This is a genomic window from Quadrisphaera sp. GCM10027208, from assembly GCF_042658805.1.
GTDB lineage: Bacteria > Actinomycetota > Actinomycetes > Actinomycetales > SCSIO-59966 > SCSIO-59966.
The window spans coordinates 42,576-68,574 of sequence record NZ_JBHSRC010000004.1; the positions used below are offsets into that span (position 1 = coordinate 42,576).

A 25,999-nucleotide genomic window follows, 5' to 3' on the forward strand; every position below is an offset into this window, starting at 1 on the left:
CAGGCCATCGCTGATCGCCACCTGGGGAGGAGTCGCATCCCCCTCCGGACGTCGTCCGGCCCGGAACCGGTCGCGACTCCTCCTGGGGCGGCGATCACCCGGGTGTGGGGCCGGACGGGTTGCGCCTCCCCGTCAGGTGAGCTGCAGCGTCGTCACGCAGGTGGGCGCCTCGGCGTCGGTCCGCAGGTCGGCCTCGGCGGAGAGCCCGTCGTAGTCGACCTCCAGCGTCCCGTCGAGGTCGCGCGGTAGCCAGAAGCCGACGAAGCCGTTGCCCTCCACGGTCCGGGTCTCCTCGACGAGCACCTCACCGGTCTCGTCGTCGGTGATCCGGACGTCGACGTCCTGACCGGCGAGCTCGCCCTGGCAGGTGGTGAGCGAGTGGTAGAAGCACTCGTGGGTCTGCTGCACGTACGGGGCGATCGACACGTAGAAGCGGTCGTCGGGCAGCTCGAGCCCGACCTCGGTGCCGCCCGAGCCGGTCAGCAGCAGCTCGTCCGGACGCACCGACGCCATCAGCGTGGACGGCCGCTCCTCACCCTCGAGGGTCTCCAGGTGGTCGATGATCTCCACCGGGCTGCGGCCGTCCAGGTCGTGATCGGCGAGCAGCTCGACGTCCGTCCCGGCCCCGGAGGTGCCGGACGCCTCCGGCTCCGCGGACGACGAGCAGCCGGCGACGAGCAGCGCGGACAGCGCGGCGACGGTGGTCAGGTGGTGGCGGTGGCGCACGGGCGTCTTCCTCTCTGGTGGTACGACCCCACGAGGGTAGGCAGACCCGGTGCGAACCCGCGCCGGGCCCTTGGTCCCCACCTGCATCCCGTCGACGCCGGCCCGCCGTCCCGCCGGCCCGGTTGCTCAAGTTGCGGCCCCGCGCTGCCGCGCGACAGTGGAGGGAGCACGGACCGACCGCACCTGGAGGTGAGCACCGTGCCGAAGACGACGAAGAGGGGCGACCCGAAGCGCAGCGAGTTGCCCGACACCCTGAAGCGCTCCCCGAAGAAGGCCCAGCGCACCTTCACCAAGGCGCACGATGCCGCCGCCGAGGAGTACGGCGAGGGCGAACGGGCCCACCGGACGGCGTACTCGGCGCTCAAGCACAGCTACGAGAAGGTCGGCGACCACTGGGAGCCCAAGGACTCCCCCGGACCGTCGGACGCCCAGGCCGAGGGCGGTCGGGACACCGGCCGGGAGACCGCGGGCGGCGTCGACGCGAACGCCACCAAGGAGCACCTCTACGAGATCGCCCAGCGCCTCGACGTCCGGGGCCGTTCGTCGATGTCCAAGGACGAGCTCGTCGAGGCGATCCGCAAGGCCAACGACAAGGCCAGCCGGGACGCCCGGGACTGATCCCCGACCGCTCGGCGACGCTCAGCCCTCGCGCGGGTTGAGGTTCTCCATGTCGGCGTCCGGGGCCGCGTCCGGTTGAGGCGGCACGTTCAGGCGGGTGGCAGCGCCCCGAGCGGCGCCACCCGCCCGCACCCGTGCTCGCACACCCACCACGGGTCGGCGGCCACCGGTGGGTCCAGCTCGAGCGGCTCGTCGGTGTGCACCGCGCAGGTCGGCCACCGCCCCTCGGTCTCCAGCAGCCGGTCCTGCACGTCCTGAGCGACCATCCCGGCCACGTACCCGGCGCCGTCCGGCCACTGCTGAACCCACCACCGCCGGGCGGCGACCGCGTCCTCGACCACGTCGACGAGCTCGGTCACGTCGTCGGCGTCGCCGGTGCGGGCCTGGACGTCGTGCAGCACCATCGCGCGAGCCCGCAGCAGCGCGACGTCGAGGTCGTCCACGGCGTTCCTCCTCGGCCGGGGTGCGGTCCTGGCCAGTGTGCCGCAGCATGCGGTCTGTGCCGCGACTTCGCCGGGTGTCTCCGAGCTCCCCGGGGTGGACCCGTCGCCGAGCCGGGCGCGGGTTCGTCTACCTCGACGAGAACGGCGACCGGCTGCCCCCGGAGCAGGCGGCCCGGTGCCGCGAGCTCGTCATCCCCCCGGCGTGGCGGCAGGTGTGGATCTGCCCGCACCCGAACGGGCACATCCAGGCAGTCGGCACCGACGACGCGGGCCGTCGCCAGTACCTCTACCACCCGGTGTGGCGCCAGCAGCGCGACGAGGCCAAGCACGACCGGGTGCTCGACGTCGCGGCCCGGCTGCCCCGGGCCCGGCGCCGCGTCGCCGAGCACCTGGCTCTCGACGGGATGCCGGCCGAGCGGGTCCTCGCCGCCGCGTTCCGGCTGCTCGACCTCGGGTTCTTCCGGATCGGCGGCGAGGCCTACGCGGAGGCCAACGGCAGCTACGGCCTGGCCACGATCGGCAAGCAGCACTGCCGGGTCGAGGGCGAGCAGGTGGTCTTCGAGTACGTCGCCAAGTCCGGCCGGCAGCGGCTCGTCGCCCTCGCCGACGAGCCGGTCCGGGAGGTCGTGCAGGCCCTGCGCCGGCGCCGCGGCGGCGGGGAGGAGCTGCTGGCCTACCGCAGCGGACGGCGCTGGGTCGACGTGACCAGCGCGGACATCAACGCCTACGTCAAGGACGTCGTCGGCGGCGAGGTGTCCGCCAAGGACTTCCGCACCTGGCACGGCACCGTGCTGGCGGCCGTGGCCCTGGCCGTCTCCAGCCGCGCCGCGTCGTCGCCCACGGCCCGCAAGCGGGCGGTGGCCCGGGCGATGCGGGAGGTGAGCGAGTACCTCGGCAACACCCCCGCGGTGGCCCGGGCGTCCTACGTGGACCCGCGTCTCGTCGACCTGTACGAGGACGGCCGCACGATCGAGCCGGCCCTCAGCCGGCTCGGCGAGGGGGCGGCGTTCGGCGAGCCGGCCACCCACGGGGCGATCGAGCGGGCCGTGCTGCGGCTGCTGCGCTCCTGAGCCGGTCAGTCCCAGCCGAGCTCGTGCAGCCGGTCGTCGTCGATGCCGAAGTGGTGGGCGATCTCGTGGACGACGGTCACGGCGACCTCCTCGACCACCTCCTCGCGGGTCCGGCAGAACCGCAGCGTGGGGTTGCGGAAGATGAGGATCCGGTCCGGCAGCGCCCCGGCGGCCCACCACTCGCCGCGCTCGGTGAGCGGCGTGCCCTCGTAGAGGCCCAGGAGGTCCGGCTCCTCCGCCGGCGGCTCGTCCTCGACGAGGACGACGACGTTCGACATCAGCCGGGTGAGCTCCTCTGGCACCTGGTCGAGGGCGTCGGAGACGGCGTCCTCGAACTCCTCGTCGCTCATCTGGACCACGACGGCATCCTCCCCGGATGTCGGGCGAGGACACGCGCCGGGCCCGCCTTTTGGCATCCGGCCCACCTGCCCGTATGCTGACGGCGTCCTCGACGGTCCGACGTCCTGGTCTACTGGCGAGGGGCTGTCAGCAAGGCCCCCATCGTCTAGCGGCCTAGGACGCCGCCCTTTCAAGGCGGTAGCGCGGGTTCGAATCCCGTTGGGGGTACGGCAAGCAGCACGGTTAGGGTTCCACGCAGACAGCACCAGCAGCACCAGGCAGTAGCCTTGCTCGGCACCATCGCAAGGCCCCGTAGCGCAGTTGGTTAGCGCGCCGCCCTGTCACGGCGGAGGTCGCGGGTTCAAGTCCCGTCGGGGTCGCTCAGCGGTCCGGGTCTCCCGGAGCGCCACTGGCCAGGTAGCTCAGTTGGTACGAGCGTCCGACTGAAAATCGGAAGGTCGGCGGTTCGACCCCGCCCCTGGCCACCACACACCCTCCATGAACGTCACGAACGGGCCCGTCAGCCACTCCGGCTGCGGGCCCGTTCGTGCGTGAGGAACTCACTCGCTGTGCTGGCGCTGCTGCGGGATGCCCTCCAGCAGGGACCGCACCTCGGACTCCCGGTAGCGGCGGTGGCCGCCGAGGGTGCGGATGGACGACAGCTTGCCGGCCTTCGCCCAGCGGGTGACCGTCTTGGGGTCGACCCGGAACAGAGCGGCGACCTCCGCCGGGGTGAGCAGGGCCTCCGCGTCGCGCAGGCGGTTGTCAGTGCCGCGGGTGGTCATGGCATCTCCTTATCGTCGCTCTCCGTGGTCGGCCGAGGGGACTGAAGGGGACAGGCCGCTCACAACCAGTGGGGAGAACATGTCGGACTCCACCATTGTCGCCGGACTTCCACCACCTCGCTATAGCACGAACGGACTATCCCCCGCGCACGGTGACTACAACATGTGCTGACCGCCTCACTACGCGCAGTCACCACCTAGGCTGTCAGCGGCCCCTCAAGGGCGAGGGGCTCCCCGCGACCCGGGGGATCCGAGGAGGAGTCACCACCGTGACCGCTGCACCCAGCCCGACCGCCACCACCGACCCCCGGCCCAGCCGACACGCCGAGGGCGCCGTCGTCCTCGACCGCGGCACCGGGCACGAGCAGGTGGTGTTCTGCTCCGACGAGCGCACCGGGCTGCGGGCGATCATCGGCATCTACTCCACGGCGCTGGGACCGGCCCTGGGCGGGACCCGCTTCTACCCCTACGAGTCCGAGGCGCAGGCCCTCACCGACGTCCTGGCCCTGAGCAAGGGGATGGCGTACAAGAACGCCCTCGCCGGCCTGGACCACGGCGGCGGCAAGGCAGTCATCATCGGCGACCCGGCCACCGACAAGACCGAGGCGCTGCTGCGCGCCTACGGCCGCTTCGTGCAGTCTCTCGGCGGGCGCTACTACACCGCCTGCGACGTCGGCACCTACGTGGCGGACATGGACGTCGTGGCCCGGGAGACCGACTTCGCCACCGGTCGCAGCGAGGCCGACGGCGGCGCCGGGGACTCCAGCGTGCTGACCGCCTACGGCGTCTACCAGGGGATGCGCGCGGCCGCGGAGTTCCGCTGGGGCGCGGCGAGCCTCGCCGGCCGCCGGGTCGGGGTCGCCGGCGTCGGCAAGGTCGGCCGGCACCTGGTGGAGCACCTCGCCGCCGAGGGCGCCGAGATCGTCGTCACGGACGTCGACGAGCGCGCGGTGCAGGACGTCCAGCGGCGGTTCCCCCAGGTGGACGCCGTCCAGGACACCGGCGAGCTCGTCCGCACCGACCTCGACGTGTACGCCCCGTGCGCGCTGGGCGGCGCCCTGGACGACGAGGTCGCCGGCGTGCTGCGGGCCGCCGTCGTGTGCGGCGCGGCGAACAACCAGCTCGCCCACGACGGGATCGCCGACACCCTGGCGGCCGCCGGGGTGCTGTACTGCCCGGACTACCTGGTGAACTCCGGCGGCGTGATCCAGGTCGCCGACGAGCTGCACGGGTTCTCCTTCGACCGGGCCCGGCAGCGGGCCGGGCAGATCTTCGAGGCGACCCTGCGGGTGCTGCGCACCGCGCAGGAGCAGGGCACCACCCCGGCCGCCGCGGCCGACCACCTGGCCGAGCAGCGGATGGCGCAGGTCGGCTCGCTCGGCCGGATCTGGACCCGCCGCTGACCCTCGCCGGCCCACGTCGGCGGGCCGCCACCCCCTGATGTGCCGGAACACCCGGGGACGCTGTACCGTTCCACCGGAGAACAGATGAGCCTCCGGGGCCGCCACCGAGCCCGCTCCGGGACGACGCATGAGGGGGTCGACGCCATGGGGCGCGGCCGTCAGAAGGCCAAGCAGACCAAGGTCGCCCGGGCGCTGAAGTACTACAGCCCGGAGACGGACTACGAGGCGTTGCAGCGCGAGCTGGCCAGCCGGGGTGAGGGCTCTGCCCCGGAGCAGGACGACGTGGCCACGGGCACCGAGGAGGAGGACGACGACTCCTACGACCCGTACGACCGCTGGGCGGCCGGCAACAGCTGACGCTGTCGTCTGACCGGACGGGTCACCAACCGGGGTGCGTGCTCTCGAGCCGCACCCCGCCTCCGTGCACCCCCTTGGCCCCCCGGACCATGTCCGTGTCCGTCCCGGCGTCCCCGCCGTCCCCGCCGTCCTGGGCCGCGCCCACCTGACCCAGCACCCAGGCCGGGACGCCGGCCGCCTGCAGCCGCTCGACCGTCCGGGTCACGCCGTCCGGGGCGACGACGGCGACCATGCCCACGCCGAGGTTGAGCGTGCGCTCCAGGTCCGGCTGGGGCACCGACCCCAGGTCCCGGACCACCGCGAACACCGGCGGCGGGGTCCAGGTGGACCGGTCGACGGTCGCGTCGAGGTGCGCGGGCAGCACCCGGGCGAGGTTGGCGGCCAGCCCGCCGCCGGTGACGTGGGTGAGGGCGTGGACCGCGCACTCCGGGTCCCGGACGACGTCCAGGCACGGTCGGGTGTACAGCCGGGTCGGCTCGAGCAGCTCCTCCCCGACCGTGCGGCCCAGCTCGGCGACGTACCGGTCGTAGCCCCAGCCGGCGACCTCGAGCACCCGGCGCACCAGGGAGTAGCCGTTGGAGTGCAGCCCGGAGGAGGCCATCGCGACGAGCACGTCGCCGTCCCGGACCCGGTGGGGCCCGAGCAGGTCGTCGGCCTCGACGACGCCGGTGGCCGCGCCGGCCAGGTCGTACTCGTGCGGCGCGAGCAGGCCGGGGTGCTCGGCGGTCTCCCCGCCGACCAGCGCGCAGCCCACCTGCGCGCAGGCGCGGGCGATGCCGTCGACGATCGCGGCGACCCGCTCGGGTACGACCCGCCCGGTCGCCACGTAGTCGGTCATGAACAGCGGCTCGGCGCCGCACACGACGATGTCGTCGACGACCATCCCGACGAGGTCGAACCCGATCGTGTCGTGCCGGTCCAGGGCCTGGGCGACGGCAACCTTGGTGCCGACGCCGTCGGTGCTGGTGGCCAGCAGGGGGCGGCGCATGCCCAGCAGCCGGCTCGCGTCGAACAGCCCCGCGAAACCGCCGACCCCGCCGAGCACCTCCGGCCCGTGGGTGCGGGCCACCGAGGCCTTCATCAGCTCGACCGCCCGGTCGCCGGCCTCGACGTCGACGCCGGCACCGGCGTAGGTCACGGGTGCGGCAGCGGCGTCGTGCTGGTGGTTGCCGTGCTGGTGGTTGCCGCGCTGGTGGTTGCCGTGCTGGTGGTGGCCCACCCGGTCGAGCCTACCCAGCCACCAGGGGCAGCTCCTCCTGCCCGGGCAGCTGACGCGCCAGCGGCTCGTCGACGGGGATCTGCACCGGGTAGCTGCCGGTGAAGCAGGCGGTGCACAGCCGGTCCGCGGACTGGCCGGACGCCGCGATCATGCCGTCGAGCGACACGTAGCCGAGGGAGTCCGCGCCGATGCTGGCGCGCACCTCCTCGACGCCGAGGCCGGAGGCGATCAGCTCCGCCCGGCTGGCGAAGTCGATGCCGTAGAAGCAGGGCCAGCGCACCGGTGGCGAGGAGATCCGCACGTGCACCTCCGCCGCCCCGGCCTCCCGCAGCATCCGCACCAGCGCCCGCTGGGTGTTGCCGCGCACGATGGAGTCGTCGACGACGACGAGCCGCTTGCCCCGGATGACGTCCCGCAGCGGGTTGAGCTTGAGCCGGATGCCGAGCTGGCGGATCGTCTGGCTCGGCTGGATGAAGGTCCGCCCGACGTAGGCGTTCTTCACCAGGCCCTGCCCGTACGGGATGCCGGAGGCCTCCGCGTAACCGATCGCGGCCGGCGTCCCGGACTCGGGGGTGGGGATGACGAGGTCCGCCTCGACCGGGTGCTCGGCGGCCAGCCGCCGGCCCATCTCCACCCGCGCCTCGTGGACGGCGCGCCCGGCGATGGTCGTGTCGGGCCGGGCCAGGTAGACGTACTCGAAGACGCACCCGGTCGGCGTCGGCTCGGCGAAGCGGGTGGCGCGCAGCCCCTCGGCGTCCACCGCGATCAGCTCACCGGGCTCGACCTCCCGGACGACGCTCGCGCCGACGATGTCGAGGGCGGCGGTCTCGCTGGCCACCACCCAGCCCCGCTCCAGGCGGCCGAGGACCAGTGGCCGGATGCCGTGCGGGTCTCGGGCGGCGTAGAGGGTCTGCTCGTCCATGAACACGAGGCTGAAGGCACCACGCAGCCGCGGCAGGACCTCCAGCGCGGTCGCCTCGAGGGTGTGGTCGGGGTCCCCGGCGAACAGCGCGGTGACGAGCGCGGTGTCGGTCGTGTTGCCGCGGGCCAGCTCGCCGCGGGCCGCCCGCCCGTAGAGCTCCTCGACGAGGTCCCGCAGCTCGTGGGTGTTCGTCAGGTTGCCGTTGTGCGCGAGGGCCACCGTCCCGCCGGCGGTGGCGCCGAGCGTCGGCTGGGCGTTCTCCCACCGGCTCGCCCCGGTCGTGGAGTACCGGGTGTGCCCGATCCCGACGTGCCCCTGCAGCGACCCGAGAGCGGCCTCGTCGAACACCTGCGACACCAGGCCCATGTCCTTGTAGACGAGGATCTGCCGGCCGTTGCTCGTCGCGATGCCCGCGGACTCCTGCCCGCGGTGCTGCAGCGCGTAGAGGCCGAAGTAGGTGAGCTTGGCGACCTCCTCGCCGGGCGCCCACACGCCGAAGACACCGCACGCGTCCTGCGGCCCCTTCTCGCCGGGGAACAGGTCGTGGGTCAGCATGCCGTCGCCGCGGGCCACGGCCTCATCGTCGCACAGGCCGGGCGGGCAACCGAGCGGGACGGCGCCTACGATCGCGGCCCATGGCATGGCTCGAGGTCGTCGGCTGGGCCGGTTCCGCGCTGCTCGTCTGGTCGCTGTGGCAGACCCGCGTGCTGCGGTTCCGGACCTTCAACCTCGTCGCGTCGCTCGTGCTCGTCGTCTACAACGCCCTGATCGGCGTGTGGCCGATGGCCGCGGTCAACGTCGCGATCGCGGTGATCAACATCTACCACCTGTCCCGGCTGCTGGGGACCCGCGACGACGAGACCACCTACGAGGTCGTCGAGGTGGGGCCGACCGAGGACTACCTGCGGTACGTGCTGCGCCGGCACGCCGACGACATCGAGCTCCACAACCCGGGGTTCGTCTGGGACGGCGCGGCCCCCGGCCGCTGGGCGTTCCTCGTCCTGCGGGAGACCGAGACCGTCGGCGTCGTCCTGCTGTCCGACGCCGGGGACGGCACCGCCCGGGTCGAGCTCGACTACGTGCTGCCCCGGTTCCGGGACTTCTCCGTCGGCAAGTTCGTGTACCGCCGCGGGGGTCGCCTCTCCGAGCTGGGCTTCCGGCGGCTGGTCGCCAACCACCGGATGACCGACGCCGACGACTACTTCACCCGGGTCGGGTTCGAGCGGTCCGGCGACGAGCTCGTCCTGCCCGTCCGCTGACCTGCGGGGCGGCGGGTCAGTCCCGCCGGGCGAGCAGGACGGCGACGGCTCCCGCCGCCAGTCCGCCGAGCACGCCGAGAATCGTCGCGAGGTAGCCGAACAGCGACCCGCGGGTGTACTGCTGCCCCGGGTCCCCCAGGAACGTCAGCAGCGCGGCCGCGACCACCCCGACGACCGCGCCGGTGACGAGGAACGCCACGTACCGGGGCTCGCGCCGGCGACGCCCGCGGACGGCGTCCCGCAGCTCCTCGGGTGTCGGCTCACGCTGGCTCACGGCTCGACGGTACCCAGCGCCGCGGCGGCTGCGACGGGCAGGGCGCCGGTCAGGTCGGCGCGCTGCCCCGACGCGCTGACCCGGCCCTCGGTGACCGCCTGCGCCCAGGTGAGCCGGCCGGTGGCCAGCGCCAGCCACGTCGCCGGGTCGGTCTCCACGACGTTGGGCGGCGTCCCCCGGGTGTGCCGGGGTCCCTCGACGCACTGGACGACACCGAACGGCGGCACCCGCACCTCGACGCTGCGGCCGGGGACGGCGTCCGCGAGCTGCTCCAGGGTCCAGCGGACGGCGACGCCCAGGGTGGACCGGTCGACGAGCCCGGGGTCGGTGAGCCAGGCCCGGACGGCGGCCCGCCCGGCGTCCGGGTCGGTGCGGCGGCGAGGTGGCACGACCCCGGATCGTGCCAGTTCCGCCTGTCCGGGCAGGATGAGGACCGTGCGCGCCACCGAGATCCACGCCCCGTTCGACGTCCGGCTGGTCGAGGTGCCGGACCCCGTCGTCGAGCAGCCCACCGACGCCGTCGTCCGGATCACCGCGACCTGCGTCTGCGGCTCGGACCTGTGGCCCTACCGCGGGGAGAGCCGGGTCAGCGCACCGCGCCGGATCGGGCACGGGATGGTCGGCGTCGTCGAGGAGGTCGGCGACGCCGTCCGCACCGTCCGCCCGGGCGACTTCGTCATCGCGCCGTTCGCGATCAGCTGTGGCGTGTGCGACCACTGCCGCAACGGCGTCCAGACCTCGTGCCGCCAGGACCTGGCGTGGGGCAGGGACACCGACGCCTGCCAGGGCGAATGGGCCCGGGTGCCGCTCGCCGACGGCACCCTCGTGGCCACCCCCGAGGTCCCGGACGACGCGCTCGTGCCCTCGCTGCTGACCCTCTCCGACGTCATGGGCACCGGGTGGCACGCGGCCCTGGCGGCGGGGGTCCGGGAGGGCGGCACGGTCGCCGTCGTCGGGGACGGGGCGGTCGGCCTGTGCGGCGTGCTCGCGGCCTCCCGGATGGGTGCCGAGCGGATCATCGCGATGAGCCGGCACGCGCCCCGCCAGGAGCTGGCCCGCGCGTTCGGCGCGACCGACGTCGTCGAGTCCCGCGGCGCCGAGGGGGCGGCGGAGGTGCTCGACCTCACCGGTGGCACCGGCGCCGACTCCGTGCTGGAGTGCGTCGGCACCGGTCCGGCGATGGAGCAGGCGTTCGCGGCGGTGCGCCCCGGTGGCACGGTGGGGTTCGTCGGCATCCCGCACGGCGTCGAGGTGCCGGTCCGGGACATGTTCAGTCGCAACGTCGCGCTGCGTGGCGGGGTGGCCCCGGTCCGGGCCTACCTGTCCCGGCTGCTGGACGACGTGTGGTCCGGCGCGATCGACCCAGGCCGCGTGTTCGACCTCGAGCTGCCGCTGGACGACGTCGCCGAGGCCTACCGGGCCATGCACGAACGCCGTGCCATCAAGGTCCTCCTCCACCCGTGATCATGCAGTCCCGCCACCCCGCACGCCCCTCCCCGTGATCATGCAATCCCGCCACCCCGCACGCCCCTCCCCGTGATCATGCAATCCCGCCACCCCGCACGCCCCTCCCCGTGATCATGCAATCCCGCCACCCGCAGGGTCACAGAATGCTGGATTCGACACAGCTGTAGCGGCGTGTCGCGCCGCCAACCCAGCATTCTGTGCGTAGACGGGTGGGCGCTGTCGGGTGGCCGCTGGGTGGCGGGATTGCATGATCACCAATAAGGGTTGAGTGGGCGCGCGCTGTGGGTGGCGGGATTGCATGATCACCAACAGGGTACTTCGACTGATCACCGACAGGGCATTTCGACTGATCACGACGAGGGGATTGTCGAGTGATCGCGGAGGGGGAGGTCAGTCGGCGAAGGCGGCGGGCAGCGTCGACTGCCACGCCGCGCGCAGCTCCTCCAGCGGCACCTCGAACTGCCCCTGCACCTCGAGGACCCCGGAGTCGTCGGTGACCCCGATCCGCGCGTGCGGGAAGCGGCGGGCGCTGCACATGTCGGTGAACCGCACCTCTTCGCTGCGCGGCACCGCGACCAGCACGCGGGCCGCGGACTCCGCGAACAGCGCGACGAACGGGTCGACGCCGTCGCGCTCGCACACCTCGTCCAGCCAGACCCGGGCGCCGACGCCGAACCGCAGCGACGCCTCCACGAGCGCCTGCCCCAGCCCGCCGTCGGACAGGTCGTGCGCGGCGTCCAGCAGGCCGTCCCGCGAGGCGTTGACGAGGATCTCCCCGAGCCGCCGCTCGGCGTCCAGGTCGACCACTGGTGGCCGGCCCCCGAGGTGCCCGTGCTCCACCCACGCCCACTCCGAGCCGGACAGCTCCTCCCGGGTGGTCCCCAGCAGGTACAGGGCCAGCCCCTCGGCGCCCCAGCCGGACGGCGTCCGCCGGGTGACGTCGTCCATCACGCCGAGGACGCCGACCACCGGGGTGGGGTGGATCGGGGTGTCCCCGGTCTGGTTGTAGAAGGAGACGTTGCCGCCGGTGACCGGGACGCCGAGGACGCGGCAGCCGTCGGCCAGGCCGCGGACGGCCTCGTCGAACTGCCACATCACGCCCGGGTCCTCCGGTGAACCGAAGTTCAGGCAGTCGGTGACGGCGATCGGGGTGGCACCGGCGGTCGCGACGTTGCGGTAGGCCTCGGCGAGCGCCGCCTGCGCGCCCGCGTACGGGTCGAGCCGGACGTAGCGGCCGTTGCAGTCGGTGGCCAGGGCGACCCCGCGGCCGGTCTCCTCGTCCACCCGGACGACGCCGGCGTCGTCCGGCATGGCCAGGGCGGTGTTGCCGAGCACGTACCGGTCGTACTGGTCGGTGACCCAGGACCGGTCGGCCAGGTTGGCGGAGCCGGCGAGGCGCAGCAGCGTCGCGCGCAGCTCCTCGCCGGTGGTGGGGCGGGGCAGGGACTCGGCCCGGTCGGCCTGCAGGACGTCGAGCTCGGCGGGGCGGGCGAACGGCCGGTTGTAGACCGGGCCCTCGTGGGCGACGCTGCGCGGCGGGGCGTCGACGACGACGTCCCCGTGCCAGGTGACGACGAGCCGGTCGTCGTCGGTGACCTCGCCGATGACGGTCGCCTCGACGTCCCACTTGCGGGTGATCTCCAGGAAGCGCTCGGCGTCCTGCGGCCGGACGACGGCCATCATCCGTTCCTGGGACTCGGACATGAGGATCTCCTCGGGCGCCAGCGAGGGGTCCCGCAGCGGCACAGCGTCGAGGCGGACCCGCATGCCGGTCCCGCCGTTGCTGGCCATCTCGCTCGTCGCGCAGGAGAGCCCGGCGCCGCCGAGGTCCTGGATGCCGACGACGACGCCGGCCTGGTACAGCTCGAGGCAGCACTCGATGAGCACCTTCTCGGCGAAGGGGTCCCCGACCTGGACGCTCGGCCGCTTGCTCGGCCCGCTCTCCTCGAAGGTCTCCGAGGCGAGCACCGAGACGCCGCCGATGCCGTCGCCGCCGGTGCGGGCGCCGAACAGGACGACGAGGTTGCCGGCGCCGGTGGCGGCCGAGACGTGCAGGTCCTCGTGGCGCAGGGCGCCGACGCACAGTGCGTTGACGAGCGGGTTGCCCTGGTAGACGGGGTCGAAGACCACCTCCCCGCCGATGTTCGGCAGGCCGAGGCAGTTGCCGTAGCCGCCGACGCCGGCGACGACGCCGTGGACGACGCGGGCCGTGTCCGGGTGGTCGATCGCGCCGAACCGCAGCTGGTCCATCACGGCGACCGGGCGGGCCCCCATCGCCAGGATGTCGCGGACGATGCCACCGACGCCGGTGGCCGCGCCCTGGTACGGCTCGACGAACGAGGGGTGGTTGTGGCTCTCCACCTTGAACGTGACCGCCCAGCCGTCCCCGATGTCGACGACGCCGGCGTTCTCCCCGATGCCGACGAGCAGCCTGGCGCGCATCTCGTCGGTGGTCTTCTCGCCGAACTGGCGCAGGTGCACCTTGGAGGACTTGTAGGAGCAGTGCTCGCTCCACATCACCGAGTACATCGCCAGCTCGGCGGACGTCGGTCGGCGGCCGAGGATCTCCCGGATCCGGCCGTACTCGTCCTCGGTGAGGCCCAGCTCGGTGAACGGCTGCTCGACGTCCGGGGTGGCGGCGGCGACGGCCACCGTGTCGACCCCGCTCACGCGGACACCGCCTGCTCGAGCGCGGCGCCGACGAGGGAGGTGAAGAACCGCAGGCCGTCCGCGCCCGGGCCGAAGACGTCGTCGATGGCGTGCTCGGGGTGCGGCATGAGGCCGACGACGTTGCCGCGGGCGTTGCTGACGCCGGCGATGTCACGGTAGGAGCCGTTGGGGTTGCCGCCGAGGTAGCGGACGACGACCCGCCCCTCGTCCTCGAGCTGGTCGAGGGTCCGTTCGTCGGCGACGTAGCCGCCCTCACCGTTCTTCAGCGGGACGACGATCTCCTCCCCGGCAGTGAACCCGTTCGTCCACGGGGTGTCCACCCGCTCCACGCGCAGCCGCTGGTCGGTGCAGACGAACAACCGGGAGTCGTTGCGGATCAACGCCCCTGGCAGCAGGTGCGCCTCGCACAGCACCTGGAACCCGTTGCAGATGCCCAGCACCGGCAGCCCGCCCTCGGCGGCGCGCACCAGCGGCTCCATCACCGGGGCGAACCGGGCGATGGCCCCGCAGCGCAGGTAGTCGCCGTAGGAGAACCCGCCCGGCAGGACGACGGCGTCGACGCCTCGCAGGTCGTCGTCCCCGTGCCACAGCGGCACCGGTTCGGTGCCGGCGGCGCGGACGGCACGGGCGGCGTCCCGGTCGTCCAGGGATCCGGGGAAGGTGACGACGCCGACCCGCATCAGCGGCCGGCCCGGACCTGCTCGGCCGCCACCCGGACGACGTCCTCGATGACGGGGTTGCTCAGCAGGGTGGCCGCGGCGTCCCGCGCCGCGGCCAGGTGCTCGTCGGTGACCTCGCCGTCCACCTCGAGCTCGAACCGCTTCCCCTGGCGGACGCCGGTGAACTGGCCGTACCCCAGCCGGGCCAACGCGGCGGCCACCGCCTTGCCCTGGGGGTCGAGGATCTCTGGCTTCGGCATGACGTCGACGACGACACGTCCCATGGTGAGGCGCTCCGGGGAGGAGGAGGGGCGGGGCGTTGCTCAGGCTACCGGGCGGGGGGCAGGGTGGTCCCATGCGCGTCACGCACATCGGCCACGCCTGCCTGCTCGTCGAGTCCGCCGGGGCCCGGGTGCTCATCGACCCTGGCACCTTCGCCACCGGCTGGGAGACGCTCACCGGACTCGACGCCGTCCTGATCACCCACGCCCACCCGGACCACGTCGACGAGGAGAAGCTCCCACAGCTGCTGGAGGCGAACGGGGAGGCACGACTGCTCACCGAGCCGGCCCTGGCGGCCGAGATGGTCAAGGTCGGCATCGCCGCCGAGCCGCTGCACCCCGGTGACGAGGTGCAGGTCGGGGAACTGACGGTCACCGGCCGCGGTGGCCGGCACGCCGAGATCCACCCGGAGATCCCCCGGATCGGCAACGTCGGACTGCTGCTGTCCGCCGACGGGGAGCCGACGCTGTTCCACCCGGGCGACGCCTACGAGGACGTCCCGGACGGCGTCGACGTGCTGGCCGTCCCGCTGAACGCCCCGTGGTGCGCGTTCAAGGAGACCGCGGCGTTCGCCCGCGCAGTGGGAGCGCCGACGCTCGTGCCGGTCCACGACGGGCTGCTCAACGAGACCGGCCGCGGCCTGTACCTGCGCCAGCTCGCCGCGTACGGCGGGGGTGAGGTCCGCGACCTGCGCGGTCAGGGCGCCGTCCGGCTCAGCGCCAGCGGCGACCGGTGATCCGCTCGTAGGCTTCGACGTAACGGGCGCGGGTCCGCTCGACGACGTCGTCCGGCAAGGGCGGGGGCGGGACGTCGGACGCCCGGTCCCAGCCGGACGCCGGGCTGGTCAGCCAGTCCCGCACGTACTGCTTGTCGAAGCTGGGCTGGGCGCGCCCCGGCCGCCACTGGTCGGCCGGCCAGAACCGGCTCGAGTCCGGGGTCAGCACCTCGTCGCCGAGGGTGAGGACGCCGTCGGGGTCGAAGCCGAACTCCAGCTTGGTGTCCGCGACGATGACGCCCCGGTCGCGGGCGAGCGCCTCGGCGGTGGCGTAGACGTCGAGCGTGAGGCGGCGGAGCCGCTCGGCCAGCTCGGCGCCGACCTGGGAGGCGACGACGGCGAAGGTGACGTTCTCGTCGTGCTCACCGAGCGCGGCCTTCGTCGCCGGGGTGAAGATCGGCGCCTCCAGCCGGCTGCCGTCGTCCAGACCTGGCGGCAGCTCGACGCCGCAGACCGCCCCGGTGGCGCGGTAGTCCGCGAGCCCCGAGCCGGTGAGGTAGCCGCGGGCGACGCACTCGACCGGCACCATCTCGAGCCGCCTGCAGACCATGGCGCGGCCGGCGACCGCGGCCGGGACGTCGGTGCTGAGCAGGTGGTTCGGCACGTCGAGGCGTTCGAGCCACCACAGCGTCAGCGCGGTGAGGATCGAGCCCTTGTCCGGGATGGGAGTGGCGAGCACGTGGTCGTACGCGCTGATCCGGTCGCTGGCGACGACGAGGACGCGGGAGTCGTCGCTCTCGTCGACGTAGAGGTCACGGACCTTGCCGGAGTAGAGGTGCCGCCAGCCGGGGAGGGCGGGTGGTGCGGTGGCGGGCGTCACGCGGGTGATCCTTCCACGTGTCGGTGGCAGGCCTGTGTCGGTGGCAGGCTGGCGAGGGTGGAGTTGGTGGAGCCGAACGGTGGGCTACGAGAGTCCTTCGTGGCAGCACTGCGCGAGCTTCAGGCGGAGGGCCTTCATCTGGACCTGGACCCTGACGATCTTGGCGAGCCTGACACCTTCGACGCGTTCGTGGAGCAGACCCGCCGCGAGCGACTGGAGGAAGTCATGGCGCCGCTCGGGCTCGTACCATCCACGACCTTGTGGCTGATGGACGGCGATGAGTGGCTCGGACGGGTGTCGATCCGGCACCGGTTGACGGAGAGGCTCACTACGTACGGCGGCCACATCGGGTACGAGGTCAAGCCGTCGAGACGGCGCCAGGGCTACGGCCTTCTCATGCTGCGAAAGGCCCTGCCGGTGGCTCATGGGCTGGGCGTCGACCCGGCGCTCCTGACGTGCTCTCGGACCAACGTCGCCTCGCGCCGGATCATCGAGGCGTGCGGCGGGGTGGCCACCGACTCGGTGGGGGAGCGGCTGCGCTTCTGGGTTCCGACCAGTAGCTGACCGGTCCGCCTCTCCTGTGGACGACGGGAGCGGACTGTCGGCGGTCGAATGTATGTTCGAGTCATGGTCGAGGGAACGGCCCCGCATCCCGGCGAAGTGGTCGCCGAGGTGCAGCGCGCCGTGATCGAGGCGGCCGGGGCTCAGTGGTGGCGCTGCTCGGACGCGCAGGTGCGTGACGCGGTGGTGACGCTGGAGGCGGTCGCCTCCACGTTGGAGGCAGCGCGGCTGCGGCTGCTGGCCGAGGCCGACCGGCGGGACGTGGGAGCGCCGTCGGGGGCGGCAAGCACGGCGGAGTGGTCCGCCCACGCGACCAACACCCGCCCGGAGAAGGCCGGTGCCCGGGTGGCGCTGGCCGCCGCGCTGGACGGGCCGCTGACCGTCACCGCAGGCCGGCTGTCGGCCGGAGCGATCACCCTGGACCACGCCCAAGTGGTGCACCGCACGATCGACCGGCTGGCGCCGGGGGTGGACGACGTCACCCGGGCCGAGGCAGAGCAGTTCCTCCTGGAGCACGCCGAGACCCTGGACCCGCGGCGCCTAGCCCGCGTCGGGCACCGGCTGCGCGCCCGGCTGGACCCCGGCGCCGACGACCAGATGGCCCGCGACGAGGACGCCCAGACCCGCACGAACGCGTTCGCGATGACCCAGGACGACGACGGCACCTGGTGGCTCTCCGGCACGCTGGACCCGGTCGCCGGGCAGAGCGTGCACGACGCGCTGACCGCGCACGCCGCACCGCACCCGGCGGTCGACGGCGTCCCGGACCAGCGCCCGGCCCGCCAGCGCCTGGCCGATGCACTGGTGCACATCTGCGAACGGGCTCTTGCCGGCAGGGACGGCGAGCCGGCCGCCCGGCCCCGGCCCCGGCTCGTGGTGTCCACCACGCTGCCGGCGCTGCTGGTCGGACCAGGCGTGCCCGGTGTGGACGGCGGAACGCTGTCCTGCGGGCACCCCGTCAGCCTGGAGACGGTGCGGATGCTGGCCTGCGACGGCGAGGTCGTCCCGGTCCTGGTCGACGGCGCCGGCCAGCCACTGGACGTCGGCCAGACGGTGTACGCGTTCCCGCCGCGGATCCGCGCCGCGATCATCGAACGCGACCGCGGATGCACCTTCGGCGGCTGCACCCGGCCCGCCTCCTGGTGCGACCTGCACCACCTGACCTCCTACCGCAGCGGCGGGCCCACCAGCGAACGCAACGGCTGCTGCCTGTGCGGCTTCCACCACCGCCTGGTGCACCGGCAGGGCTGGCGCGGCGAGCTCGTCGGCACCACGGTCGTCTGGCACCCGCCCGACGGGCGATCACCCCACGTCCCACCACCTCCCTGGCAACCAGCCCTCGACCGCCTCGTCACTCGGTGGCTGGGGCGCAACCCCCACCTGAGACCGTCGCTGACATGAGAGAGCAGCCATAGCCTCGGTTCAGCCGTAGCCTCGGTTCCATGTGCCGCAACATCACCGCCCTCCGAGGGCTGGAGCCCCCTGCCACCCAGGAGGAGATCAGCGCTGCCGCGCTGCAGTACGTGCGCAAGGTCGGCGGCCTGTCGTCGCTCTCACCCCGAACCCAGGACGCAGTCGACCGCGCCGTCCAGCAGATCGCCCAGGCGACCACCGAGCTGCTCGCGGAGCTCCCCGAGCGGCGCCAGCCTCCCGCGACCGAGCCGCCGCTCCGCCGCCTTGCCACATCCGGCCCAACCGGTGGCCGCTCCCGCGGCTGACGTGCTGTGATCGACTCCTCGGGGAACCTCGAAGGAGCCGACATGGGCAACCGTCGCCACGCCGTCCTCGCTGTACTCGCCGCCGTGCTGGCGGCGGCCGCTCTCACGACGGGCCCGGCGGCGGCCCGTCCCGACGACGGGTCCAGGTTCGGCCGTGACATCAGCCGCCCGGCAAGCGGTAGACCGAGACGTGGGACGCCGAGTCCGCGGTGAACTCGGTGGCCTGCCAGTCGGCGTGGCGTGACTCCAGCTCGAGGCCGGCCAGTTGCGCCATGAGGTCCATCTCGGCGGGCCAGACGTAGCGGTGAGGTCCTCGCGCGATCCGTGCCTGTCGACCCTCGCCGAAACGGATGTGGTGCGACACCAGCCGCTGGGCGACGACGTCGTAGGTGTCCAGGCCGAGGTAGCCGGGCTCGTGGTGCCAAACCACCGCCTCGCGCCCAGGGGGCAAGACCCGTAGGCCGGGCACCTCGAGCTCGACGACGAAGCGACCGCCCGGCACCAGATGCCGCCCCGCGTTGCGGAAGCACGCGACCTGCTGGGCCTGGGTCACGAGGTTGGAGATCGTGTTGTACACGAGGTAGACGAGGGTGAATGCCCCTGGTGCGCGCGCGCTGGCCATGTCGCCGAGCACCACCGGAAGAGCCGCGTCGTCCACCTTCTCGCGCAAGCGGTCCACCATCGCCTGGGAGAGCTCGATGCCCGTCACCGGCACGCCGCGCTCGGCCAACGGGATTGCGACCCTTCCGGTGCCGATCGCCAGTTCCAGCGCGCGGCCCCCACCTGCGAGGCCGCTAAGGCGGTCGACAGTCGGTCCCAGGACCTCGGGCGCGAACATCCCGCTGCCCGGGGTGTCGTAAGCCCGAGCAGCCTCGGCGTCCCAGATGTCCTCCTGGCGCTGGTAGTCCGTGATGTCCATGACTCCACCCTGACCGCCGGACGGAGTGGCCGTCCACCGGTTATCCGGGCTAAGCACCTACTGCGGGGGCTGGTTAGGGTCGGCGCGTGGCTGACGAGACGAACGAGAGCCCCACCACCGACGCCCACCCGACGCCGTCCGACGACCTGGTGACGACGGCGCACACCGTCGACACGCCGTCCGGCACCCTCGCCTACACGGCAACCGCCGGACGCATCGTGCTGCGCAAGGAGGTGCTCGAGGACGGAACCTTCAAGGGGCACCGCCCGACCGCGGAGGTGTTCCTCACCGCCTACACCCTGGACGGCGCGGACCCGGCCGAACGGCCAGTGGTGTTCGCCTTCAACGGCGGCCCGGGGTCGTCGTCCGTGTGGTTGCACCTCGGGCTCCTGGGACCCCGCCGCGTCCTCATGGGTGACGCCGGCGACCTGCTGCCGCCGCCGTACCGGCTGACCGAGAACGCCGAGACCCTGCTCGCCGTCGCGGACCTCGTGTTCATCGACCCGGTCTCCACCGGCTACTCCCGGCCCGTGCAGGACGGCAGCCTGAAGGACTTCCACGGCTACACCGGCGACCTGGAGTCCGTCGGTGAGGTGATCCGGCTGTGGACGACGCGCAACGACCGGTGGCTGAGCCCCAAGCTGCTCGCCGGGGAGTCCTACGGCACGCTGCGCGCTGCGGCGCTCGCCGAGCACCTGCAGAGCCGCTACGGCATGTACCTCAACGGGATCGCGCTCATCTCGGCCGTGCTCGACATGGGGACCATTCGGTTCACCGAGGGCAACGAGACGCCGTACCCGCTGTTCCTGCCGACGTACGCGGCGATCGCCCACTACCACGGCCTGCACGGCGACCGGCCGCTGCGCGACGTCCTGGAGGAGGCCGAGCGCTACGCCGCCGGCCGCTACCCGTGGGCGCTCGCCCAGGGCAGCCGGCTGGACGACGAGACGCGGGCCGAGCACGTCGCCCGGATCGCCCGTCTCAGCGGGCTGAGCGAGGAGTACGTGGACCGCGCCGACCTGCGGATCGAGCACCTGCGCTTCTTCACCGAGCTCCTGCGCTCCCGCCGACTGACCGTCGGCCGGCTCGACGGCCGCTTCACCGGCTGGGACCCCGACAACGCCGGCGAGCGGATGGAGCACGACCCGTCCTACCTGGCCATCCACGGCCCGTACGCGGCGGCCTTCAACCACTACGTCCGCTCGACGCTGGAGTACCGCAACGACCTGCCCTACGAGATCCTCACCGACCGCGTCCAGCCGTGGTCCTACGAGGAGTTCCAGGGGCGCGGGGTGTCGGTCACCGGGAAGCTGGCGCAGGCCATGCGGGCCAACCGGCACCTCAAGGTGCACATCGCCTGCGGGTACCACGACGGCGCGACGCCCTACCACGCCGCCGAGTACGCGGTGGCGCACCTGCGGATCCCGGCCGAGCTGCGGGACAACGTCTCCTTCGCCTACTACGAGGCCGGGCACATGATGTACGTGCACGAGCCGAGCCGGGTGCAGCAGTCCGCCGACCTCGCCGCGTGGGTCCAGGAGGCCTGCGGTGCCGGCTGAGGGTGGCGGGGTTGCATGATCACGGCAGGGGCGGGGAGGACTGTGCGGGGTGGCGGGATTGAATGATCACGAAGTGATGTGGGGGGGTCAGCGGGGGAGGGCGATGTCGCGGCGGAGCTGGACGCCGTCCCAGGTGATGAGGTCGGCCCCGGCGCAGGCACGGCGTCGGGCTTCCTCGAGGTCCGCGCCCACCCCGACGACGGACAGCACCCGACCGCCGGCGGTCACCAGCCGACCCTGTGCGTCGGTGGCCGTGCCGGCGTGCAGGACGTGCACGCCGTCCAGCGCGGCCGCGTCGTCCACGCCGTCGACGACGTCACCGGTCCGCACGGCGCCGGGGTAGCCGGCCGCGGCGAGGACGACGGTGACGGCCGCCTCGTCGTGCCAGCGCAGCGGGCCGAGGTCGGCGAGCCCGCCGGTCGCCGCGGCGTGCAGGACGACGCCGAGCGGGCTGGCCAGCCGGGCGAGCACGACCTGGGTCTCCGGGTCACCGAACCGGACGTTGAACTCCACCACCCGCAGCCCGCGGGAGGTCAGCGCGAGGCCGCAGTAGAGGAGTCCGGTGAACGGGGTCCCGCGCCGGCGCATCTCGTCGACGACGGGCTGCGCGACCCGCTCGACGACGTCGTCGACGAGCGACTCCGGCGCCCACGGCAGCGGCGAGTACGCCCCCATGCCGCCGGTGTTCGGCCCGGTGTCGCCGTCGCCGAGCCGCTTGTAGTCCTGCGCCGGGTCGAGCGGGACGACGGTGTCACCGTCGCTGAGGCAGAACAGCGACACCTCGGGACCGTCGAGGTACTCCTCGACGACCACCGCGCCGTCCGGGCGGTCCAGGTACGACAGCCCGTGGGCGCGCGCCGCCGCGAGGTCGTCGGTGACGAGGACGCCCTTGCCGGCGGCGAGCCCGTCGGCCTTGACGACGTAGGGGGCCCCGAACGCGTCGAGGGCGTCGTCGAGCTGGGCGCCGGTGGTGCACACGTGCGCCATGGCGGTCGGCACGCCGGCAGCGGCCATCACCTCCTTGGCGAAGGCCTTCGACCCCTCCAGGCGAGCGGCCAGGGCACTGGGCCCGAAGCAGGCGATCCCGCGCTCCCGGACGACGTCCGCGACCCCGGCGACGAGCGGCGCCTCGGGACCGACGACGACGAGGTCGGCCGCCTCCTCCTGTGCCAGCGCGGCCACGGCCGCACCGTCGGCCGGGTGCACGTCGCGGCACCGCGCGACCTGGGCGATACCGGGGTTGCCGGGGGCCGCGACGACGGCGTCCACCTGCGGGTCGAGGTCGAGAGCTCGGACGAGGGCGTGCTCGCGGGCACCTGACCCGACGACGAGGACCTTCACGCCGGCGAACCTACCGCCGACGGGTCAGACGGCCTCGCCGTCCCGGCGCAGCGCGCCGCGGGCCGCCGCCCGCAGCGCGCCGCGGGCCGCCACGACGTCCCGGAGCCGTTGCAGGTCCCGCTCCGCCATCCAGTCGTCCCGGCCGCCGAGGTCGACGACCCCGTCGAGCAGGTCGAGCGGCTTGACGTCGACGACGAGATCGACCTGGGTCCGGTCCTCGGTCACCGGCGTCAGCCGGATCGTCCCGTCGAACGGGGTGCCAGCCAGGTGCCGCCAGGAGAAGCGGTGCTCCTGGGGATCGACCGAGACGACGACGTCGCAGGTGCCGGGACGCCGTCCGAACGTCACCTGCCAGCGGTAACGGTGGTAGCCGAGCGGCTCCACGGCCTCCAGTCCCTCGAGGAACTGCGGCCAGTTGGCGACGTCGTGGAGCCAGGAGTAGAGGTCGTCCACCCCGATCGGGACGACGAGTCGTGCGCGACTGCTCACGGTGACCACCTCCAGCGGGAGGGGCGCGGCGCCCTCTGGATCCACGCTACGCCGCAGGCGCGCAGGGGCAAGGGGCTTTGGTCAGCGCGCTAGCCGTCAGCGCGCTGCGCGTCAGCCGCCTGCCGTCAGCCCAGCAGGTCGTGCCGGACGACGGTCTGCTCACGCTCCGGCCCGACCCCGACCGCGGAGATCCGTGCCCCGCTCAGCTCCTCGACCGCGAGCACGTAGCGCTGCGCGGCCGGCGGCAGGTCCTCGAAGACACGGGCGCTGCTGACGTCCTCGGTCCACCCCTCGAGGTACTCGTACTGCGGGACGGCGTGGTGGACGTCGCTCTGCGAGAACGGCATCTCCTCGACGAGCCGGCCGTCGACCCGGTAGCCGACGCACACCGGGATCCGCTCGATGCCCGTCAGCACGTCGAGCTTGGTCAGCACGAGGTCGGTGATCCCGTTGATCCGCGCGGAGTACCGGGCGACGACCGCGTCGTACCAGCCGCACCGCCGGGGCCGGCCCGTCGTCGTGCCGTACTCGCCGCCGGCCTCCCGCAGCCGCTGGCCCCACTCGTCGTGCAGCTCGGTCGGGAACGGCCCCTCCCCGACCCGGGTGACGTACGCCTTGGCGACCCCGATCACCCGGTCGATCGCGTTCGGCGGCACGCCCGTGCCGGTGCAGGCACCGCCGGCGGTGGCGTTGGACGACGTGACGAACGGGTAGGTGCCGTGGTCGACGTCCAGCAGCGTGGCCTGCCCGCCCTCGAACAGCACGGTGTCGCCCCGGCCCAGGGCCCGGTGCAGCTCCAGGGCGGTGTCCCGGACCATGGGCGCCAGCCGGTCGACGTAGGAGAGCAGCTCCTCGACGACCTCGTCGACCGTGATGGCCCGGCGGTTGTACACCTTGACCAGCAGGTGGTTCTTCTGGTCGAGCGCCCCCTCGACCTTCTGCCGCAGGATGTGCTCGTCGAACAGGTCCTGCACCCGGACGCCGACCCGGTTCATCTTGTCCGCGTAGGCCGGGCCGATCCCCCGGCCGGTGGTCCCGATCCGGCGCTTGCCGAGGAACCGCTCACCGACCTTGTCGATCACCCGGTGGTAGGGGGCGATGATGTGCGCGTTGGCCGAGACCTGCAGCGCGGAGCAGTCGACGCCCCGGGCGGTCAGCGCGTCGATCTCCTCGAACAGGACGGCGAGGTCGACGACGACGCCGTTGCCGATGACGGGCGTGACCCCCGGGGTGAGGATCCCCGCCGGCAGCAGGTGCAGCGCGTACTGCTCGCCACCGACCACCACGGTGTGACCGGCGTTGTTGCCGCCGTTGAACTTCACGACGTAGTCGACCCGGGCGCCCAGGGCGTCCGTCGCCTTGCCCTTGCCCTCGTCACCCCACTGGGCGCCGACGAGCACGATGCCGGGCATCGGGATACCTGCTTTCCTGGACGACGAGAACGGACCAACCGCCCAGCGAGGCTACCGGAGGACACGTGAGCCACACCCCCGCGGACCGGACGCGACCACTGGACCCGGCGACCCGCGGCACCGGGTCACCGCCGCGGCCCCAGGTCCTCGCCCTGGCGAACCCGGCCGCCGGGTCGGCGCAGGAGGAGGCGCTCGCCGAGGCCGCCGTCGCCCTGCGCGCCCTCGCCGACGTCGAGCTCGTCGTCCCGGCGGACACCGGCGAGCTGCGCGCCGCGCTCGAGGTGCTCGGCGAGCGACAGCTCGTCCTGCTCGGTGGGGACGGGACGCTGTCGGCCTGCGTGGCCGGGCTGGACGCCCTCGGCCGGCTCGGCCCGGAGCGTCCGATCGGCCTGGTGCCGCTGGGCACGGGCAACGACGTCGCCCGCGCGCTCGGGCTGCCGCTGGAGGACCCGGCCGCGGCGGCGCGCCGGGCGCTCACCGGCTCGCCGACCCCGTTGGAGCTGCTTCGCGCGGACGACGGCACGATCGCCGTCAACGCCGTCCACGTCGGCGTCGGCGCCGAGGCGGCCGCCCGCGCCGAGGATGCCAAGGGACTGCTCGGCCGGGCCGGCTACGCCGTCGGCGCGCTGCGGGCGGGGGTCGCCGCCGACGGCTGGCACCTGCGGGTGGCCGCGGACGACGTCGTGCTCCACGACGGGACCGAGCCGGTGCTCATGGTGGCCATCGGGCTGGGCTCGTCGATCGGCGGCGGCACTCCGCTGGCCCCGGACGCCGACCCCCACGACGGGCTGGCGGACGTCGTCGTCGCCACGGCCACCGGACCGCTGGCCCGGGTCGGCTACGCCCTGGCGCTGCGCCGCGGCGAGCACGTCGAACGGGACGACGTCCGCCGGGCCCGCGCCCGCCGGGTCACCGTCGAGGTGACCGACGGCGAGTCGTTCCCCGTCGACACCGACGGCGAGGTCTCCGGACCGTTCGACCGGCGGACGTGGACGGTCGAGCCCGGCGCCTGGGCGCTGCGGGTGTGAGGCCGGCGGTCAGCCGGTGAACGTCGGGTCGCAGTCCAGCAGGAACGCCGCGACCCGCTGCGCCTCGTCGTCCTCCCCGATGGCGGCGGCTGCCCGGCCCAGCGCGGCCAGGGCCCGCAGGAAGCCGCGGTTCGGCTCGTGCGAGGCCGGGACCGGTCCGTGGCCGCGCCAGCCGGCGCGCCGCAACGCGTCGAGCCCGCGGTGGTACCCGGTCCGGGCGTACGCGTAGGCCTCGACGTCCCGCCCGTCGGCCAGGGCCTGCTCGGCGAGCACGGCCCACGCCAGGCTGGACGCCGGGTGCGAGGCGGCCAGCTCGAGCGGGGACGCGTCACCGGCCAGGGCACGGGCGACCTCGGTGTCGGGGTGGTCCTCGGGCAGCAGGGTGGGCGGCGGGCCGCCCAGCAGGTTCTCGCCAGCGGTGGACATGCACCCATCGTGCACCGAGGGTTACCGTGACACTCCGCCGAGGTGGCTCCCGAGGCCAGCGGCGGGAGCGCTGCCGCACCGTGGAGGGCCGGGTCGTGATCCAGCTGGAGTCGTCGTCGACGTCGACGGTGCTCACCGTGGTCGGGGACCTCGACCTCGCCGAGCGGGACCAGTTCCCCGAGATCGCCGCCCGGGTGAGCGGGCTGCGTCGCCAGCTGCTCGTCGTGGACATGTGCCGGACGACGTTCCTCGACTCCACCGGTGCCGGCTTTCTCATCTCGCTCGCCGACGCACTGGGACGACGCGGTGGGGTGACGGTGCTGCGGGGGGTGTCCGAGCGGGATCGGTTCGTGCTCGAGGTGTGCGGGGTGCTGGACCTGTTCCGGATCGACGACGAGCACCACTGCGGCAGCACCGACACGGCCGCGGCCGGACCCTGGCGGGTCGAGCGCGGCTGA

General features: G+C 73.5%; 30 protein-coding genes and 3 tRNA genes. 16 read left to right on the forward strand and 17 right to left on the reverse strand.

What is annotated here, in order from left to right; all coding sequences use genetic code 11:
* Nucleotides 1–132: 132 nt before the first annotated feature.
* Nucleotides 133–726 carry a CueP family metal-binding protein gene (locus ACFP6A_RS07905; RefSeq protein WP_379602967.1) on the reverse strand — a complete coding sequence of 198 codons (594 nt, stop codon included), beginning with the start codon at nt 724–726 and terminating at the stop codon, nt 133–135.
* 198 nt (nt 727–924) lie between these two features.
* Here ACFP6A_RS07905 and ACFP6A_RS07910 point away from each other — a divergent pair, with 198 nt between their 5' ends.
* A complete protein-coding gene (locus tag ACFP6A_RS07910; RefSeq protein WP_379602968.1) occupies nt 925–1,344 on the forward strand; it encodes a ChaB family protein in 420 nt (139 codons plus the stop codon).
* An 89-nt stretch (nt 1,345–1,433) separates the two neighbouring features.
* Here ACFP6A_RS07910 and ACFP6A_RS07915 read toward each other — a convergent pair whose 3' ends face one another.
* On the reverse strand, nt 1,434–1,787 hold the full coding sequence (locus ACFP6A_RS07915; protein WP_379602969.1) for a hypothetical protein: 354 nt from the start codon (nt 1,785–1,787) through the stop codon (nt 1,434–1,436).
* Between the two features lie 47 nt (nt 1,788–1,834).
* Between ACFP6A_RS07915 and ACFP6A_RS07920 the strand changes: the two genes are divergently transcribed.
* Nucleotides 1,835–2,857 carry a DNA topoisomerase IB gene (locus tag ACFP6A_RS07920; protein ID WP_379602970.1) on the forward strand — a complete coding sequence of 341 codons (1,023 nt, stop codon included), beginning with the start codon at nt 1,835–1,837 and terminating at the stop codon, nt 2,855–2,857.
* Between the two features lie 5 nt (nt 2,858–2,862).
* Here ACFP6A_RS07920 and ACFP6A_RS07925 read toward each other — a convergent pair whose 3' ends face one another.
* Nucleotides 2,863–3,207 (reverse strand): metallopeptidase family protein, encoded by a 345-nt coding sequence (locus ACFP6A_RS07925; RefSeq protein ID WP_379603224.1) that lies wholly within the window; start codon nt 3,205–3,207, stop codon nt 2,863–2,865.
* A 144-nt stretch (nt 3,208–3,351) separates the two neighbouring features.
* On the opposite strand from ACFP6A_RS07925, the gene ACFP6A_RS07930 reads away from it, so the two are divergent.
* The 3 genes from ACFP6A_RS07930 (at nt 3,352) to ACFP6A_RS07940 (ending at nt 3,684) form a co-directional block, all read left to right on the forward strand.
* Nucleotides 3,352–3,424 (forward strand) — tRNA-Glu (locus tag ACFP6A_RS07930).
* A gap of 78 nt (nt 3,425–3,502) precedes the next feature.
* A tRNA-Asp gene (locus ACFP6A_RS07935) sits at nt 3,503–3,576 on the forward strand.
* 31 nt (nt 3,577–3,607) lie between these two features.
* Nucleotides 3,608–3,684, forward strand: a tRNA-Phe gene (locus tag ACFP6A_RS07940).
* A gap of 72 nt (nt 3,685–3,756) precedes the next feature.
* Here ACFP6A_RS07940 and ACFP6A_RS07945 read toward each other — a convergent pair.
* Nucleotides 3,757–3,981 (reverse strand): BldC family transcriptional regulator, encoded by a 225-nt coding sequence (locus ACFP6A_RS07945; protein WP_379602971.1) that lies wholly within the window; start codon nt 3,979–3,981, stop codon nt 3,757–3,759.
* Nucleotides 3,982–4,349: 368 nt separating this feature from the next.
* Here ACFP6A_RS07945 and ACFP6A_RS07950 point away from each other — a divergent pair, with 368 nt between their 5' ends.
* Together ACFP6A_RS07950 and ACFP6A_RS07955 are read left to right on the forward strand one after the other, a co-directional pair.
* Nucleotides 4,350–5,384 carry a Glu/Leu/Phe/Val dehydrogenase dimerization domain-containing protein gene (locus ACFP6A_RS07950; RefSeq protein WP_379603225.1) on the forward strand — a complete coding sequence of 345 codons (1,035 nt, stop codon included), beginning with the start codon at nt 4,350–4,352 and terminating at the stop codon, nt 5,382–5,384.
* Between the two features lie 84 nt (nt 5,385–5,468).
* Nucleotides 5,469–5,741, forward strand: coding sequence for a DUF3073 domain-containing protein (locus tag ACFP6A_RS07955; RefSeq protein ID WP_379602972.1), 273 nt, complete (start codon nt 5,469–5,471; stop codon nt 5,739–5,741).
* 22 nt (nt 5,742–5,763) lie between these two features.
* Here the strand turns inward: ACFP6A_RS07955 and purM are convergent, their stop codons facing one another.
* A complete protein-coding gene (gene purM / locus ACFP6A_RS07960) occupies nt 5,764–6,879 on the reverse strand; it encodes a phosphoribosylformylglycinamidine cyclo-ligase (RefSeq protein ID WP_379603226.1) in 1,116 nt (371 codons plus the stop codon).
* A 91-nt stretch (nt 6,880–6,970) separates the two neighbouring features.
* Nucleotides 6,971–8,437 carry an amidophosphoribosyltransferase gene (gene purF, locus ACFP6A_RS07965; protein WP_379603227.1) on the reverse strand — a complete coding sequence of 489 codons (1,467 nt, stop codon included), beginning with the start codon at nt 8,435–8,437 and terminating at the stop codon, nt 6,971–6,973.
* 80 nt (nt 8,438–8,517) lie between these two features.
* On the opposite strand from purF, the gene ACFP6A_RS07970 reads away from it, so the two are divergent.
* On the forward strand, nt 8,518–9,141 hold the full coding sequence (locus ACFP6A_RS07970) for a hypothetical protein (RefSeq protein ID WP_379602973.1): 624 nt from the start codon (nt 8,518–8,520) through the stop codon (nt 9,139–9,141).
* A 16-nt stretch (nt 9,142–9,157) separates the two neighbouring features.
* Here the strand turns inward: ACFP6A_RS07970 and ACFP6A_RS07975 are convergent, their stop codons facing one another.
* Nucleotides 9,158–9,415: a hypothetical protein gene (locus tag ACFP6A_RS07975; RefSeq protein WP_379602974.1), complete on the reverse strand. Its 258-nt coding sequence runs from the start codon at nt 9,413–9,415 to the stop codon at nt 9,158–9,160.
* The gene (locus ACFP6A_RS07980; protein WP_379602975.1) at nt 9,412–9,804 is read right to left on the reverse strand and encodes a sterol carrier family protein; all 393 of its coding nucleotides are present in this window, start codon (nt 9,802–9,804) and stop codon (nt 9,412–9,414) included. The genes ACFP6A_RS07975 and ACFP6A_RS07980 overlap by 4 nt, the downstream gene beginning before the upstream one ends.
* Nucleotides 9,805–9,850: 46 nt before the next feature.
* On the opposite strand from ACFP6A_RS07980, the gene ACFP6A_RS07985 reads away from it, so the two are divergent.
* On the forward strand, nt 9,851–10,879 hold the full coding sequence (locus ACFP6A_RS07985; RefSeq protein ID WP_379602976.1) for a zinc-dependent alcohol dehydrogenase family protein: 1,029 nt from the start codon (nt 9,851–9,853) through the stop codon (nt 10,877–10,879).
* 393 nt (nt 10,880–11,272) lie between these two features.
* Here ACFP6A_RS07985 and purL read toward each other — a convergent pair whose 3' ends face one another.
* Genes purL through purS form a run of 3 tightly spaced genes read right to left on the reverse strand, consistent with a single transcriptional unit; the run spans nt 11,273 to nt 14,495 of the window.
* Nucleotides 11,273–13,552, reverse strand: a complete 2,280-nt coding sequence (gene purL / locus ACFP6A_RS07990) for a phosphoribosylformylglycinamidine synthase subunit PurL (protein WP_379602977.1) — start codon at nt 13,550–13,552, stop codon at nt 11,273–11,275.
* Nucleotides 13,549–14,232 carry a phosphoribosylformylglycinamidine synthase subunit PurQ gene (purQ, locus tag ACFP6A_RS07995; protein WP_379602978.1) on the reverse strand — a complete coding sequence of 228 codons (684 nt, stop codon included), beginning with the start codon at nt 14,230–14,232 and terminating at the stop codon, nt 13,549–13,551. Before purQ ends, purL begins: the two co-directional genes overlap by 4 nt.
* Nucleotides 14,232–14,495, reverse strand: coding sequence for a phosphoribosylformylglycinamidine synthase subunit PurS (gene purS / locus ACFP6A_RS08000; RefSeq protein WP_379602979.1), 264 nt, complete (start codon nt 14,493–14,495; stop codon nt 14,232–14,234). Before purS ends, purQ begins: the two co-directional genes overlap by 1 nt.
* A gap of 71 nt (nt 14,496–14,566) precedes the next feature.
* Here purS and ACFP6A_RS08005 point away from each other — a divergent pair, with 71 nt between their 5' ends.
* Nucleotides 14,567–15,229 carry an MBL fold metallo-hydrolase gene (locus tag ACFP6A_RS08005; protein ID WP_379602980.1) on the forward strand — a complete coding sequence of 221 codons (663 nt, stop codon included), beginning with the start codon at nt 14,567–14,569 and terminating at the stop codon, nt 15,227–15,229.
* On the opposite strand, the gene ACFP6A_RS08010 is transcribed toward ACFP6A_RS08005, so the two are convergent.
* Nucleotides 15,207–16,088 (reverse strand): phosphoribosylaminoimidazolesuccinocarboxamide synthase, encoded by an 882-nt coding sequence (locus ACFP6A_RS08010; RefSeq protein WP_379602981.1) that lies wholly within the window; start codon nt 16,086–16,088, stop codon nt 15,207–15,209. The two genes, ACFP6A_RS08005 and ACFP6A_RS08010, sit on opposite strands and share 23 nt — an antisense overlap.
* 66 nt (nt 16,089–16,154) lie before the next feature.
* Between ACFP6A_RS08010 and ACFP6A_RS08015 the strand changes: the two genes are divergently transcribed.
* The 3 genes from ACFP6A_RS08015 (at nt 16,155) to ACFP6A_RS08025 (ending at nt 18,367) form a co-directional block, all read left to right on the forward strand.
* Nucleotides 16,155–16,652 (forward strand): GNAT family N-acetyltransferase, encoded by a 498-nt coding sequence (locus tag ACFP6A_RS08015; protein ID WP_379602982.1) that lies wholly within the window; start codon nt 16,155–16,157, stop codon nt 16,650–16,652.
* 63 nt (nt 16,653–16,715) lie between these two features.
* Nucleotides 16,716–18,050 (forward strand): DUF222 domain-containing protein, encoded by a 1,335-nt coding sequence (locus ACFP6A_RS08020; RefSeq protein WP_379602983.1) that lies wholly within the window; start codon nt 16,716–16,718, stop codon nt 18,048–18,050.
* Nucleotides 18,051–18,091: 41 nt separating this feature from the next.
* On the forward strand, nt 18,092–18,367 hold the full coding sequence (locus tag ACFP6A_RS08025; RefSeq protein ID WP_379602984.1) for a DUF2277 domain-containing protein: 276 nt from the start codon (nt 18,092–18,094) through the stop codon (nt 18,365–18,367).
* A gap of 160 nt (nt 18,368–18,527) precedes the next feature.
* Here ACFP6A_RS08025 and ACFP6A_RS08030 read toward each other — a convergent pair whose 3' ends face one another.
* Nucleotides 18,528–19,286, reverse strand: a complete 759-nt coding sequence (locus tag ACFP6A_RS08030) for a class I SAM-dependent DNA methyltransferase (RefSeq protein ID WP_379602985.1) — start codon at nt 19,284–19,286, stop codon at nt 18,528–18,530.
* Between the two features lie 86 nt (nt 19,287–19,372).
* On the opposite strand from ACFP6A_RS08030, the gene ACFP6A_RS08035 reads away from it, so the two are divergent.
* Entirely contained in the window at nt 19,373–20,845 is a 1,473-nt protein-coding gene (locus ACFP6A_RS08035; RefSeq protein WP_379602986.1) for a S10 family peptidase, read from the forward strand.
* 87 nt (nt 20,846–20,932) lie between these two features.
* Here the strand turns inward: ACFP6A_RS08035 and purD are convergent, their stop codons facing one another.
* The 3 genes from purD to ACFP6A_RS08050 form a co-directional block, all read right to left on the reverse strand.
* Nucleotides 20,933–22,186, reverse strand: a complete 1,254-nt coding sequence (gene purD / locus ACFP6A_RS08040) for a phosphoribosylamine--glycine ligase (protein WP_379602987.1) — start codon at nt 22,184–22,186, stop codon at nt 20,933–20,935.
* 24 nt (nt 22,187–22,210) lie between these two features.
* Complete coding sequence (locus ACFP6A_RS08045; protein WP_379602988.1) at nt 22,211–22,675, reverse strand: SRPBCC family protein; 465 nt, start codon at nt 22,673–22,675, stop codon at nt 22,211–22,213.
* A 125-nt stretch (nt 22,676–22,800) separates the two neighbouring features.
* Complete coding sequence (locus ACFP6A_RS08050) at nt 22,801–24,087, reverse strand: adenylosuccinate synthase (protein ID WP_379602989.1); 1,287 nt, start codon at nt 24,085–24,087, stop codon at nt 22,801–22,803.
* A gap of 65 nt (nt 24,088–24,152) precedes the next feature.
* Between ACFP6A_RS08050 and ACFP6A_RS08055 the strand changes: the two genes are divergently transcribed.
* Nucleotides 24,153–25,115 carry a diacylglycerol/lipid kinase family protein gene (locus tag ACFP6A_RS08055; RefSeq protein WP_379602990.1) on the forward strand — a complete coding sequence of 321 codons (963 nt, stop codon included), beginning with the start codon at nt 24,153–24,155 and terminating at the stop codon, nt 25,113–25,115.
* A gap of 9 nt (nt 25,116–25,124) precedes the next feature.
* Here ACFP6A_RS08055 and ACFP6A_RS08060 read toward each other — a convergent pair whose 3' ends face one another.
* Complete coding sequence (locus ACFP6A_RS08060; protein ID WP_379602991.1) at nt 25,125–25,541, reverse strand: DUF3151 domain-containing protein; 417 nt, start codon at nt 25,539–25,541, stop codon at nt 25,125–25,127.
* Nucleotides 25,542–25,636: 95 nt separating this feature from the next.
* On the opposite strand from ACFP6A_RS08060, the gene ACFP6A_RS08065 reads away from it, so the two are divergent.
* Nucleotides 25,637–25,999, forward strand: coding sequence for an STAS domain-containing protein (locus tag ACFP6A_RS08065; protein ID WP_379602992.1), 363 nt, complete (start codon nt 25,637–25,639; stop codon nt 25,997–25,999).